Annotated in this window: 9 protein-coding genes and 1 tRNA gene; 1 reads left to right on the forward strand and 9 read right to left on the reverse strand. The window is 32.2% G+C overall.

Features of this window, described 5'->3' with window-relative positions:
• Nucleotides 1-33: 33 nt before the first annotated feature.
• The 6 genes from ACXAG4_RS02385 to ACXAG4_RS02410 all read right to left on the reverse strand — a co-directional run bounded on the left by ACXAG4_RS02385 (nt 34) and on the right by ACXAG4_RS02410 (nt 8,894).
• Nucleotides 34-106 (reverse strand) — tRNA-Met (locus tag ACXAG4_RS02385).
• 182 nt (nt 107-288) lie between these two features.
• Entirely contained in the window at nt 289-1,113 is an 825-nt protein-coding gene (locus ACXAG4_RS02390) for a leucine-rich repeat domain-containing protein (RefSeq protein WP_475294475.1), read from the reverse strand.
• A 145-nt stretch (nt 1,114-1,258) separates the two neighbouring features.
• Nucleotides 1,259-2,572, reverse strand: coding sequence for a TolC family protein (locus ACXAG4_RS02395; protein WP_475294476.1), 1,314 nt, complete (start codon nt 2,570-2,572; stop codon nt 1,259-1,261).
• Nucleotides 2,556-5,762 (reverse strand): efflux RND transporter permease subunit, encoded by a 3,207-nt coding sequence (locus ACXAG4_RS02400; RefSeq protein WP_475294477.1) that lies wholly within the window; start codon nt 5,760-5,762, stop codon nt 2,556-2,558. Before ACXAG4_RS02400 ends, ACXAG4_RS02395 begins: the two co-directional genes overlap by 17 nt.
• Nucleotides 5,762-6,892: an efflux RND transporter periplasmic adaptor subunit gene (locus ACXAG4_RS02405; RefSeq protein ID WP_475294478.1), complete on the reverse strand. Its 1,131-nt coding sequence runs from the start codon at nt 6,890-6,892 to the stop codon at nt 5,762-5,764. The genes ACXAG4_RS02400 and ACXAG4_RS02405 overlap by 1 nt, the downstream gene beginning before the upstream one ends.
• Before the next feature lie 91 nt (nt 6,893-6,983).
• Nucleotides 6,984-8,894, reverse strand: coding sequence for an ABC-F family ATP-binding cassette domain-containing protein (locus ACXAG4_RS02410; RefSeq protein ID WP_475294479.1), 1,911 nt, complete (start codon nt 8,892-8,894; stop codon nt 6,984-6,986).
• An 85-nt stretch (nt 8,895-8,979) separates the two neighbouring features.
• On the opposite strand from ACXAG4_RS02410, the gene ACXAG4_RS02415 reads away from it, so the two are divergent.
• Nucleotides 8,980-9,363: a DUF983 domain-containing protein gene (locus tag ACXAG4_RS02415; RefSeq protein ID WP_475294480.1), complete on the forward strand. Its 384-nt coding sequence runs from the start codon at nt 8,980-8,982 to the stop codon at nt 9,361-9,363.
• Nucleotides 9,364-9,526: 163 nt separating this feature from the next.
• Here ACXAG4_RS02415 and ACXAG4_RS02420 read toward each other — a convergent pair whose 3' ends face one another.
• The 3 genes from ACXAG4_RS02420 to porM form a co-directional block, all read right to left on the reverse strand.
• Complete coding sequence (locus tag ACXAG4_RS02420) at nt 9,527-10,570, reverse strand: NAD(P)/FAD-dependent oxidoreductase (RefSeq protein WP_475295232.1); 1,044 nt, start codon at nt 10,568-10,570, stop codon at nt 9,527-9,529.
• A gap of 105 nt (nt 10,571-10,675) precedes the next feature.
• Nucleotides 10,676-11,566, reverse strand: a complete 891-nt coding sequence (gene porN / locus ACXAG4_RS02425; protein WP_475294481.1) for a type IX secretion system ring subunit PorN/GldN — start codon at nt 11,564-11,566, stop codon at nt 10,676-10,678.
• Between the two features lie 38 nt (nt 11,567-11,604).
• A complete protein-coding gene (gene porM, locus ACXAG4_RS02430) occupies nt 11,605-13,167 on the reverse strand; it encodes a type IX secretion system motor protein PorM/GldM (RefSeq protein ID WP_475294482.1) in 1,563 nt (520 codons plus the stop codon).
• Between the last annotated feature and the right edge of the window lie 11 nt (nt 13,168-13,178).

A 13,178-nucleotide genomic window follows, 5' to 3' on the forward strand; every position in this document is an offset into this window, starting at 1 on the left:
GCTTCAATTTCTTGAAACCCTTGTCATTACTCGTAGCGGGAACTGGACTCGAACCAGTGACCTTCGGGTTATGAGCCCGACGAGCTACCTACTGCTCTATCCCGCGATATTGGACTGCAAATATACAACCCTTTTTACATTTAACAAGCAATATTTTAAAATTATTTTCGAAACAATTATTAGTTGCTGAATATTAAGCTTTTAAAACTATTTATTATTATAAAACTAAAAAAGCAGCCTATAAAAGACTGCTTTAAACTAACAATATAAAACTTTACTCTAAAAAAATTATTCTTTTTCAATATCTAATACCGCTGTTGCGTTTGTGTCTATTGTCATCATTCCTGGAGGATTTTTACCAGAAATACTTACATATTCTTCGTTTAAGTTATTATCACTAACCATTACTGTATTTAACTTTTTTAAGTTAACTAGCTCAATTGGCAAATCGCCAGTTAGGTTGTTAGAAGACAATAACAATTCTTCTAAATTATTTAATTGACTTAATTGAACTGGTATTTCGCCCACTAATTTGTTATCCATTAAACTTAATTTTTTAAGTTTTGATAAGGCATTAATATTAGTTGGTATAGTTCCTGTTAAAAAGTTGCTTCCTATTAAAAGCTCTTCTAGGTTTGTTAATTGCATTAAGCTTGTTGGAATTTCTCCAGTTAACTTATTGCTATATAATTTTAACGATTGTAAATTTTTAAGATTTCCTAGCTCTGATGGAATGTTACCTTCAAAAGCATTCATAAATAATTCTAAAGAGGTTAAATCTTGTAAATGACTTATTGATGCAGGTATGTTTCCTGAAATTTTGTTAAACCCTAAATTTAATACTTTAAGACTTGTTAAGTTTGCAATTTCTTGTGGTAATTCACCTTGTAAATTATTAAATGGTAAATTAATTTCTGTTACTTTATTGTTTTCAACAGTAATACCATGCCATGTACTAACATCGGCTGATAAGTTCCATTTTGTATTCCAATTACTACCGTTTGTGGCATTATAAAATACAATTAGAGCTTCTTTTTGAAGTAGTGAAACATTATCAGCAAAAGTATATGCTGTTGTGAATAAACAAATGGCTATAAGTTTTAAAGTTTTCATTGTAGAACTAGATTAGGGGTTAATTCTATTACGAAACTAACTTAAAAAAGGATTAAAAACCATTTTAATCGATTAAATGCACGATATTTTAACACTTAATCCTTAAAAACATGTATTTCATCTATGTTATACGAATAATCTTACCTTAAAAATTGATATTCAACAGTTCGCCACTAATTTTTAAAAGTTCTAATTCTGCTATTTTTGCAGCATATTTGGCTTGATTTTTTGTTAACTCTGCATTGAGTAAATTTATTTGTGCTTGCCTAAACTCTATAGAATTGAGTTGCCCCAATTTGAACTTTTCAGCAGTTCTATCAAAGTTATTTTGTGTTGTTATTATATTTTTTTCTTGTAATTTGTATATACTAAGTTTGTTTTGATAATCATCCCAAGCATTATTAAAATCACGCTCTAAGGTTATTAATAATTCTTCTTTTTGAAGGTTTTGATTTTCTAAATTTATTTTAGCATTCTTTACGCGCGTTATAGTGCTACCGCCATCAAATAAATTCCAACTTAAATTAACACCACCGGAAAAGCCTGTATTTGTTGATACTGCTAAAAATGATGCTGCATTGTTATCATTTTTATTCCAACCGTAACTACCCGTTAAACCAATTGTTGGCAAATAGGCTGCCTTTTCAGATTTTACTATTAAGTTATTTATTTCAATATTTTTATTTATTTGAAGTAAACTAGCGTTGTAGGCTTTTGCTTTATTAAGTAAATCTGTTTTACTTAACAGGTTTGTAAAAACCACATTTGTTTCAACATCAAAAGTATTGGTTATTGCATTTCCTAAAACTAGGTTTAAGTCTCGTTTAGCACTTTGAAGTTGCTGTTGGGCATTCATTACATTAATACTGTCATTGTTAATATCAACTTCAGCATTTAAAATTTCTAGTTTAGTAGATTGCCCATAATCAAATTGATATTTAGCTCTGGTAAGCCTATCGTTTGAAATATTAAGAGTTTGTGCTAACGCTGCCTTATTTTCTTTAAATTCAGCTACATTATAATATATTGTGAAAAGTTGCAGAATAGTATTTTCAATGGTTTCTCTAGCTTGTAAAGCCGTTAATTGCTGAGTTTCTTTTAATTGTTTATAGTTGTATGAACGCCCTAAACCATCAAAAATAGTATACCCCAATTCTACTGAAGCATTATAGCGTGAACTTTCTGCCCCGTTTAAATTAGTAACATCTCCGTTTGAAAACTCAGCTTCTGTGTTATCTATATTGTAGGTTGCACCAGCAACACCTCGTAATGTTGGCAGGTAGCCATTGTTTAATATGCTGGCATTATTTTTAGCAACTTCAACTTGATTTTCAGCTAATTTTATACCATAATTATTATCTAGCGCTAATGTTACCGCATCTTTTGGTGTTATTTTTTGTTGTGCAAATAAAACGGTTGTAAAAAATAACAGACTTACAAAACTAATTTTCATGTTCATGTTCTTCATTTTGCTCTATAATGGCACGTTCTACTTCTTCTTTTGTTACTTTATTTCCGGTAATTAACCATTTAAAGCCTTGCTTTATGCTGTTACTAAATGATAAAAACAGCGGTAAAACCAATAATGTTAATACGGTTGCATAGCCAATACCATAAGAAATTGATATTGCCATAGGTTTTAAAAATTGCGCTTGTCTACTTTTTTCTAAAAGTAATGGTGCTAAACCAGCAATGGTTGTTAGTGATGTTAGGAAAATGGCTCTAAAACGTGATTTTCCTGCTTCAGATAGGGCTTCTTCAAACCTCATCCCGTCTCTTAAATTGGTATTAAACTTTCCTATTAAAACCAGACCGTCATTTACCATAATACCTATTAATGCTATAATACCTAATAGTGATAAAATATTTACCGGAAAACCAGATATCCAATGTCCCCAAGCCACAGCTGTTAAACTAAATGGTATTAAAAGAATTAGTAATAATGGTTGTGAATAACTTCTAAATGTAAAAGCAATGGTAATGTATATTAACAGCAAAATTACAGGGCCTGCAAACCCTAAAGAACTTGAAAGTTTGTTGAATTCTCTATTTTGACCTTCAAAAGATGCACTTAACGACGGATATTTTATTTGCAATTGCGGAATAAAATTTTCTTTAATATCATCTAAAATATCTGTTGGACTATTACTTGGGTCTTTTAAATCTGCATATACTTGTATTTCTCGCTTACCTTCTAAATGGTTTATAGCTACATCTCCTCTAACAATATTATAATTTGCAATATCTTTTAAAGTAACGCGTGCTCCTGTTGGGGTAACTATACGCATGTTATCTAAATTATTAATAGAGCTACGGTTTGCTCTATCATAACGCACCCAAACTTTAATTTCGTCTTGTCCACGTTGAAACCGTTGTGCTTGCGCTCCAAAAAAACCTGAACGCACTTGAGCCATAACAGTTCTTAAATCTAAGCCCAATAAATAGGCGTTTTCTTTAAGTTGAAGGCGAATTTCTTTGATACCCGCAGGATCATTATCACCAATATCTTTTAACAGCGGGTTTGTTTGCAAATATTTTTTTAAGGCATTTTTTGATGCTTTTAACTCTTCAATATTATTACTTAATAGTGAAACCGAAACAGGGTTACCGCCAAAATTTCCACCAGAGCCATAAATTAAGCGCTCTGTACCAATTACAGGGCCAACAAGCTCCTCTAACCTATTAGTTACTAAAAACGATTGAATTTCATCAGGGCGTTCTTCACCTGGTAAAAGATTAATTTTAAGTGTTGCACTAGATGAACTGCTAATATCTACAATAGTGTTTTCAAACAACTCTTTACCGGTGCCTTTTAAATACTTCTCGGTAAGTTCTTTATTTACTATAAATGATTTTTCTTCAATCATAGAAATAATAGAATCTGTAATTTTAACATTAGTACCGGCAGGCATTTCTAATTCAATTGTTGCAGTATCACTAGCAATTCTTGGGAAAAAGGCTGTTTTAATTATGCCGCCACCAATTGATCCTACGGTTAAAACTAGTAACATTATAAAAATGCCTAATGCCAAAATTTTATAGGCCAACACAAAGTTAAGCACCGGTGTGTAAACTTTATCTCTTAAAAAAGACATGAATCTATCGCCACTTTTGTTTAAACCTCTCATAAAAGCAAAAAAACTGTTTGAAGCTTTGGAGTTTTGAAGCGTTTCTTTTTTAACTCTTAATGCTTTTGAATGTGCTAAATGCGCTGGTAAAATTATTAAAGCTTCTACTAACGAAACAACTAGTGTTAATATTACAATTACTGATACTTCACCAAAAAACTCACCTATTCTACTATCTAAAAAGAAGAACAATGAAAAGGCTAAAAGCGTTGTAATAATGGCCGAAACCACTGGCGGAATAACTTCTAAAGTACCATCAATAGCTGCTTGTACTGGTTTTTTCCCTTTTTCGTAGTGTTGATAAATATTTTCGGCAATTACAATACCATCATCTACCAAAATACCAATAACGATAATCATTCCGAATAATGACAATACGTTTATAGTAACATCAAACTGGCCTGCAAAAATAAACATCCCTAAAAACGAAATTGGCAAACCAAAAGCAACCCAAAGGGCTAATCTTGTATTTAAAAAAATAGATAGAAATACTAAAACTAAAATCATACCTACAATAGCATTTTCTGCTAATAACTCTGTGCGTTGATTTAAGGTTATAGATAAATCTCTTACTACATCAAGCTTTAAATTGGTATATTTTTGGTTGTATGTTTCAATGTATTCTTTAACCCTATCTGCCGATGAAATTAAATCTTCATTATTAGTACTAGTAACCGATACATTTACTGCTAATTCTTTATTAAAATAAGTAGCTTTAGGTGTTTCAGAAAATACATCTCGAATTTCAGCAACATCTTTTAACCTTATTATTTTACCATCATTACTGGCTCTTACTACAATATTTGAAAGCTCGCTACCGTAATATTCTCTGTTATTTGCTCTAATTAAATACTCTTCGGTAGTTGTTTTAACGTTACCACCTGTTACTAAAATATTAGCGTTACTAACAGCTTGAGCAACTTCATTAAAAGTTAAATTATAAGCTAATAAGCTGGTTTCGTTTACAGCAATTTCAATTTCTTCATCTGGGAAACCAGAAATTTCAATTTGCGAAATACCATCAATAGCACGCAAATCTGTTTCTATTTGGCGCGCAATTTGTTTAAGAGTTACTAACGGAATGTCTTTACCGCTAACAGCAAATGATATAGTTTCTCTAACAGCTTCTTGTTTTGAAACCACCAAAGGCTCCATGCCCGATGGGAATGACGGCACTCTATCAACGGCATTTTTAACCTCTAAAAGCATAAAATCTAAGTTTTCGCCTTTTTCAATTTCAACAGTTATGCTTCCGCTGTTTTCTCTAGAAACTGATGTAACTCTATCTACACCCTTTAAGCCCTTTAAATTATCTTCAATTTGAAGCACAATACCTTCTTCTATTTCTTGTGGAGATGCCCCAGGATAGGTAATGGCTACTGTAATTATTTTTGATTCTACTAACGGAAAAAAAGACGATTTTAACGATAGCATACCAATAATACCAAACACAAAAAAGGCTAAAATTACCACGTTAACAGCAACATGGTAGCGTATAAAATATTCAATTATCTTTTTCATTATTCTTGTGTTGTTGCTAATGCTTTACTTGCTGGTTTTGCCAACATACCTTTGTATGCTCCCGGCACTGGTTGGCTCACATAAATAACATTATCTTTTACGCCTTTTAAAACCACTTTGGTATCTGTAAAGTATACTGGTTTTACGGGTACAACATCTAAAACACTATCTTTTAAAATAAAAATGGTGTTATCATCGGTTAATAAAGACCTGTTAATTTCAATAGCATTTTCTTCGTTTTTAGCATCTAATTCAGCCTCTAAATAAATACCTTCTTTTAAATCTGGGTGCGCTACCTCAATAAATGCTGTTATGGTTTGTGTGGTTAAATCTACACTACCATTAACTCGTACTACCGTACCTGTGTAAGTAGCATTACCATCTAATGTTTTTAACACTACTTTTTTACCAGTTTTTAAAAATGGTGCATACGTTTTGCTTATGGCTACTTCAATTTCATAGTCTGAAGTATCAATAAATTCTCCTAACTTTTGGCCATTTCTTACCAAAGTACCTTCGGTTACTAAAGCCTCTGTGAGCACACCAGTAAACGGCGCATTTATTGAATATTTTGCTAAACGTTGTTCTAAATTTTTAACATTATAGTAACTAGATACTATGCCTCTGCCGGTAATAAAAAAGTTTTCCTTTTCTGAAGTCATTTTAGGCAACTTTGGCGTTGTTTTTTCAATATTAAAACCAGATAAATATTGTTGCCATTTGCTGTAAACCTCAGGGAAATCTAATCTTAAATCTGGCATAATTGCTGCAATATCATTATACAAATTGCTTTTGGCAGATTGTACACTTGCGTAATATTCTGAAGCATCAATTCTAATTAAAGGTTGCCCCTTTTTGTAAACTTGCCCAGGTTTAAAAAGCTTTCCTGTTTGTTTAAAAACACCTTGTACTTCGGCATAAAGCTCTACCCTACGTTTGGCTACGGTATTACCGCTTGCTGTAACAACTATAGGAATAGTGGCATTTTTAACCGTATCTACAAAAACTGTTTTAACTACTTTACCTTTTACAGGTTTGGGTTTATTTTTACTAGCAATTAAATTTTTGGCAATAAAAAAAGAAACTACTATTAGCAAAACGCCTATAGCGGATAGTATAATTTTACGCATTTAGTGTAATTTTGATGGTGTATACACGCAAAATTACCTAAACCCCTAAGTGAATAAAGTTAAAAAAAACATAAAATAATTAATGTGTAACTTAATTTTCTAACATTTCTAACGCTTCATGAAGCAATTCCCATTTTTCCATGAATTCTTGTAAATCTTTTTTCTTTTTCTGGTAGTTATCAAAAAAGTTAGGTTGTGAAGTTACCTGCTCATAATTAGCCTCTAAATCTGCATCAATGGCTTTAATATCTCTTTCTAAATCACTTATTTTAGCTTCAACATTGCTAAGCTTATTGTTTAAAGATTTGAGCTTTTTTTGTTCTTCGTAGGTTTGTTGTTTTTTAACTTTTGGTGTTTCTTTTACAACAGTTCTTTTTTCAACCTCTCTTAAATTATCAACTTTTCGCTGTTCTAGGTAATAATCTATATCACCTAAATATTCTTTTAGCTTTTGGTCTTTAAATTCATAAACTTTATTAGTTAAACCTTGAAGAAAATCACGATCATGCGACACTAAAATTAAAGTACCTTCAAAACGTGTTAAAGCATCTTTTAATACGTTTTTAGATTTTATATCTAAATGGTTTGTAGGCTCATCCATTACCAACACATTAAACGGCTGAAGCATTAATTTTGCTAAGGCTAAACGGTTACGCTCACCTCCAGAAAGCACACGCACATATTTTTCAACCTCATCGCCTCTAAATAAAAACGAGCCTAAAATATCGCGCACTTTACTTCTGTTGGTTTCATTAGCGGCATCAATCATGGTATCTAAAACAGTTTTATTACCATCTAGATATTCTGCTTGATTTTGTGCAAAATATCCTATTTGCACATTATGCCCTAATTTTAGGTGGCCGTTATATTTTAAATCGCCTACAATAATTTTAGCCAAAGTAGATTTACCTTGCCCATTTTGACCAACAAAAGCCGTTTTGCTATCGCGTTCAATAAGTAAACTTACTTCACTTAAAACTTGATTATCTCCATAATTTTTTGAAACCTTTTCAGCTTCTACAACAACTTTTCCAGGTGTTATTGATACCGGAAAATTTAATGTCATTACACTATTATCATCTTCATCAACTTCAATTCTATCAATTTTATCAAGCTTTTTAATTAAAGATTGTGCCATGGTTGCTTTTGATGCTTTGGCTCTAAACTTTTCAATAAGCTTTTCGGTTTGTTCAATTTGTTTTTGCTGATTTTTTTGTGATGCTAGTTGTTGTTCTCTCAGCTCTTTTCTTAAAACTAAGTATTTTGAATACGGTTTTGGGTAGTCATAAATTCTACCTAAAGAAATTTCAATGGTACGGTTGGTAACATTATCTAAAAACATTTTATCATGCGATACAATAACCACTGCACCCGTATAGCTTTTTAAAAAGCCCTCTAACCAAATAATAGATTCAATATCTAGGTGGTTTGTGGGCTCATCTAACAGTAAAATGTCGTTGTTTTGCAACAGTAGTTTTGCCAACTCTATACGCATACGCCAACCGCCTGAAAAAGTATCTGTTAGTTTGTTAAAATCTTCGCGTTTAAACCCTAAACCTTGTAAAATCTTCTCAGTATCACCTTGGTAATTATAGCCACCTAAAATTTCGTAGTGGTGTTGTAAATCGTTAATATCAATCATTAACTGGTTGTAGGCTTCACTTTCATAATCGGTTCGTTCTGCCAATTGTGTATTTACCGCTTCCATTTTTGCCTCTAAAGCTTTAATTTCGGTAAAGGCCTCATAAGCTTCTTCTAACACGGTTCTGCCTAAAATAAAATCTATGTCTTGTTTTAAAAATCCAATTTTTAAAGCTTTATCTGTGGCAATTTGGCCAGAATCTGGCTCTAAATCTTTTGATAAAATTTTTAACATGGTAGATTTTCCTGCACCATTTTTACCAATAAGCCCAACACTATCGCCACCACTTAGCTTAAAAGTAATGTCTTCAAAAAGATATTCTCCTTGAAATGAAATGGAAAGATTATGTATATTAAGCATAGATATGTGACTTTTGTTACAATTATTAAAACTAATAAATTTATTTTTGCGTTATAAAAACGCGTACAAAAATACACTAAAATAAATGTTTAAAAAAGGAACCAAACTATATAGTATTTTAACCGGCGCTTGCCCAAAGTGTCAGCAAGAATCAATGTACATAAATAAAAACGCATACAACCTAGCCGAAACTTTAAAAATGCACGAACGCTGCTCTCACTGCCAAACAAAATACCGCATAGAGCCTTCATTTTTTTATGGCGCCATGTATGTTAGCTACGCCGTTGGTGTTGCTTTTGCAGTGGCTGCTTTTATAATTAGCAATTTAATTTTTAACGCAAATTTAAAAGTTACATTTATATCAATTGTTGGCACATTAGTAGTTTTTATGCCAGTAATAATGCGTTTGTCTAGAAATATTTGGATTAACTTTTTTATGAGTTATGATAAAAATCTAGTAAAAAAATAATTAGGGCGTTACCCTAAAGGGTCAGGCTATACGCTATATCTTTTTAAAACATAACAACACTTTGTTAGCTGTAATTATATTTCAAAATATTTAGCATTTTTAAAATACACTTTGGCAAACACGTTTTAAAAAGGATGCCGCTGCTATCCTTAACGCAGCAGCGTTACGCTTTAAACCTTGTTATATTTATTTCAGTATCTAAAGGCACTTCATTTTCAATAAAATTGTAAAGCTTTTGGGCAACGTATGGCCCAATCATTACACCACGCGTACCCAAGCCATTTAAAACATATAAGTTTTTATATTCTTGGTGTTGCCCAACCAAAGGCCTTCTATCTTTAACCGTTGGCCTAATACCTGCCACCTGATTAACCACTGTAAAGTTACAGTTAAGTAAATTTTTAAGTTTATCTAACAGCTCTAATTTTGCTTTGTTGGTTGTTTTATTGCTTAAATCTTTCCACTCATAAGTAGCGCCAACAATATAATTATCATTACCAATAGGAATTAAAAAAGCTGCCGACTTTAGCACAAAATCTATTTTTAAATTTGGCGCATGTATTACAAGCAGTTCGCCCTTTGCTGGTACTAAAGGTAAGTAATTAAAATAGTGGTTTTTAGTAAGCCCATAACCTTCAGCAAAAACAACATGTTTAGCTTCAATATTATTATAAGCAACATTTAAACCTGTAATTCGTAACTCGTTATAATTAAAACCACTTTCAATAAGCTGCTTATTACTTTTCAAGTCTTTTTTATAAGCTTCAATTAACGTTTTAACATCAATTCTACCTGTATTTAACACCTTACCAAAACCAAAAGGCGCATTAATAGCCGTATTTGTGTTTTTTATTATTTCCTCTGAAAGATATTGAGTAAGCTTAACATTATCGGAAGCTGTAAACCAATTATTTTGCTCTTCGGTTGATGCAAATTTTCGGTACACTGGTATTTTATAATCTACAGTTATATTTAATTGGTTTTCAATGTTTTTATACATTGGCAATGCCACATTTAACTGTTCTTTACTTTGCCAAACAGCTGTAAAACGCTTTAATACTACTGGATTATACAAACCACCTGCCACCATTGATGATTGCTGCGAACCATCATCAAAAACAACAAAACTTTTGTTATTAGCCTTTAACTGTTCACAAAAACTAATACCTGCTAAACCGGTGCCAACAATAATATAATCTACTTGCATGCCACGAAGATATAAAATGGAAGGTTTTCCTTTATTAATAAACACAAAAAAAGCGCTCACTTTGTAAAGTGAGCGCTTTTAATATTATGATTTAATAAGTTTAAACTAGTATGTCCACATATCTAATTCAAAATCTCTAATCTTATCTTTAATTCTTTCAGATTCTAGCAACTGCATAAGCGCGTTATCTGATACGTACTCTGTAATTTTTCTATCGCCATATACATTTTCTTCTTTATAAATGTAACCATGAAAGCGTCTAGAATTTAGCACATGATCAAAAGAGAAAGGTTGCGAACTGTTTTCACCGTTAAAAGCTTTAGCCTCATGTAACACCTGTCTGGCATCTGGGAAAAACACCCAAAACAATGGCACTAAATCTGGGTTATCAGAGTCTATAAAATTAACATCTGGGGCTACAGGTGCTATAGCTAACAATCTGTATTTCATTTCAGATTGTCTTTTGTCAAAATACCATAAACCTTTAATACGGTACTCAACAATGTCAGCCGCTGTTATTGCTCTTTTATCAATATACTCAGCAGATAGAGTTTCGCCTGCATTTAACTGCTCAATACCAAGCTCAGTGGTATCAACTTTAGTTAAAGCTGCTTCAATATCTTTTAAAGTACGTTTTGTTGAAAAATATGAATCATCATAGATGTTTTCTATTTTACCGTTTTTAATGTTTTTCATTAAAACATCATATAAACTACGTCTGTCTTTACCAATGTTATTAGTATCAATTGGGTAGTACAACGGAAAGTTAGAGCGCTCATTAAGCACTACGCGTTCCCACGTCATTTTAGCAAATAAGATATCTCTATCATCAACATAACCGTATTCTAAAGGCTTGTCATTATCTACTACTTTTTGTTCATCTGTTCGCACCCCAATATCTTCAGGGCTTTTAGCATTTAAAATATTTGCTTGAGCAAACATGGTAGTTGCTGTACAAACAGTTGCTACGGTTAATAAAAAACTTCTTAAATTCATTGTCTTTTCTTTTTATTTATTAGGTATTACCTATGGTACTAGTTAGTAAGCTCAATAAATACCGGCGATACTTTTTTAAGCCTTACGCTAACACCGCTAGCTTTAGCTTCAATATCAAATATTTGAACGCCCGAACCTCTTTTTGCTTTACGTAAAGCTGCTTTTGCTCTACTATCTAACTTGCTACCGTTTACAGTTATTGTAGGCTGCCCTGGTACTTTAAATTTAAATCCTGTTACACGTAATGGTAATTCAAAATCAAAATCATCAAACTTAGCACCAACAGTTGAAATTTCTAAAGAGTTTCTTTGCATTTTTAAAGCACCGTCTTCACCTCTAACGGTACCTGTTGGTTTTGGTAAATCTTTAATTCTGAAAGTAGCTCTGTCTGAAACTTTACCACCATCAGGTAATGTACCAGTTACATTAATTGTTACTTCTCTTCCTTTTACAGATGTAGCATCCATGATGTATTTGCTGCCGCCTGATCTTGATAAACCTTGGGCGCTTGCAGATACTTTGTTATCTGGCACACCAGCAAATGAAATAGTCATTGGGTTTTTAACACCACGGTAAACTACATTCATTTTATCTGCTGAAATTGTGGCTGAGTTTGGTTTAGATACTGTTGCGAATGATGAACTTACAGGAACTTCAATTTCTTCACCATCTTGAGCAAAAATTAATTTTCCTTCAATTTTATGTTCACCAACACCACCTGTACCTATTTTTAATTTTACTTTACCATCTTCAATAGAATATTGGTTTTCAGAAAGCTTTCTTCCATCTAAAGTTAATTCAACTCTACTTGGTTTTGTTGAAGCATCTTTTCTACCTAAAACAATTTGTCCGTCAAACTGCTCGCCATTAAAGTAAGCAGATTTTGAAGTTTCCATTAAAGTTGTATAGTTAGTCATAGACACCTCACTAGAAAGTGTACCTTGTAACATTGCTGACAACACTTGAGACTCTGTAGTTTTAATATCGGCTTGTAATTGCGTCATTTTTGTTAATGATGCTACTAAAGGAAAACCTTTATAATGGTAGTCTAACCAATCTACGGGTCTGTTATCTCTATTAATTACTTGGTCTGTGCTAAAGTTTTTCTGTACATCTTTAACAATGTCTTGCATTCCTTTTTCATCTTTTAAAATTTCAGAAACGCCATCTCTAAATGTTGCAATTTGATTTAAGAACTCTTTCCCTTCGGGCTTAATTACATCGCCTTTAAAGAAATTTTGATCTAAATAATCGCCTTTATCCATAATTTCATAATCCGTAGGATCATCAATTTTTGCAACCATTTTGCCTTTTAAATCTTCAAGATAGTTATTGAAGTTTGTTGCCAATACATCAATTTGATGCGCTTTTGCTTTTAAAGGCTCGTATTTTTCTGGTTGATCTGCAGCTTTTTGGTCTAAACTTGCTACAAACGATTCATTGCGTTCGCTTGCTGCTTTATTAGACTGTGTAAGCTTTTCATTCATTAATCCGAAGGCCGAAAGCACTTCTTTAGACATATTTAATGCTAACATTGCAATGAAGATTAAATACATCAGATTAATCATCTTCTGTCTTGGTGATAAATTATTTCCTGCCATTTTTAATTAGG

This window comes from Seonamhaeicola sp. ABD4_175 (assembly GCF_056160885.1).

Excerpts from the sequence above, each read along its gene's own strand:
- ACXAG4_RS02410 (WP_475294479.1), bottom strand. The coding sequence starts at position 8,894 with ATGCTTAATATACATAATCTTTCCATTTCATTTCAAGGAGAATATCTT.
- ACXAG4_RS02395 (WP_475294476.1), bottom strand. The coding sequence starts at position 2,572 with ATGAACATGAAAATTAGTTTTGTAAGTCTGTTATTTTTTACAACCGTT.
- ACXAG4_RS02400 (WP_475294477.1), bottom strand. The coding sequence starts at position 5,762 with ATGAAAAAGATAATTGAATATTTTATACGCTACCATGTTGCTGTTAAC.
- porM (WP_475294482.1), bottom strand. The coding sequence starts at position 13,167 with ATGGCAGGAAATAATTTATCACCAAGACAGAAGATGATTAATCTGATG.
- ACXAG4_RS02420 (WP_475295232.1), bottom strand. The coding sequence starts at position 10,570 with ATGCAAGTAGATTATATTATTGTTGGCACCGGTTTAGCAGGTATTAGT.
- porN (WP_475294481.1), bottom strand. The coding sequence starts at position 11,566 with ATGAATTTAAGAAGTTTTTTATTAACCGTAGCAACTGTTTGTACAGCA.
- ACXAG4_RS02405 (WP_475294478.1), bottom strand. The coding sequence starts at position 6,892 with ATGCGTAAAATTATACTATCCGCTATAGGCGTTTTGCTAATAGTAGTT.
- ACXAG4_RS02390 (WP_475294475.1), bottom strand. The coding sequence starts at position 1,113 with ATGAAAACTTTAAAACTTATAGCCATTTGTTTATTCACAACAGCATAT.
- ACXAG4_RS02415 (WP_475294480.1), top strand. The coding sequence starts at position 8,980 with ATGTTTAAAAAAGGAACCAAACTATATAGTATTTTAACCGGCGCTTGC.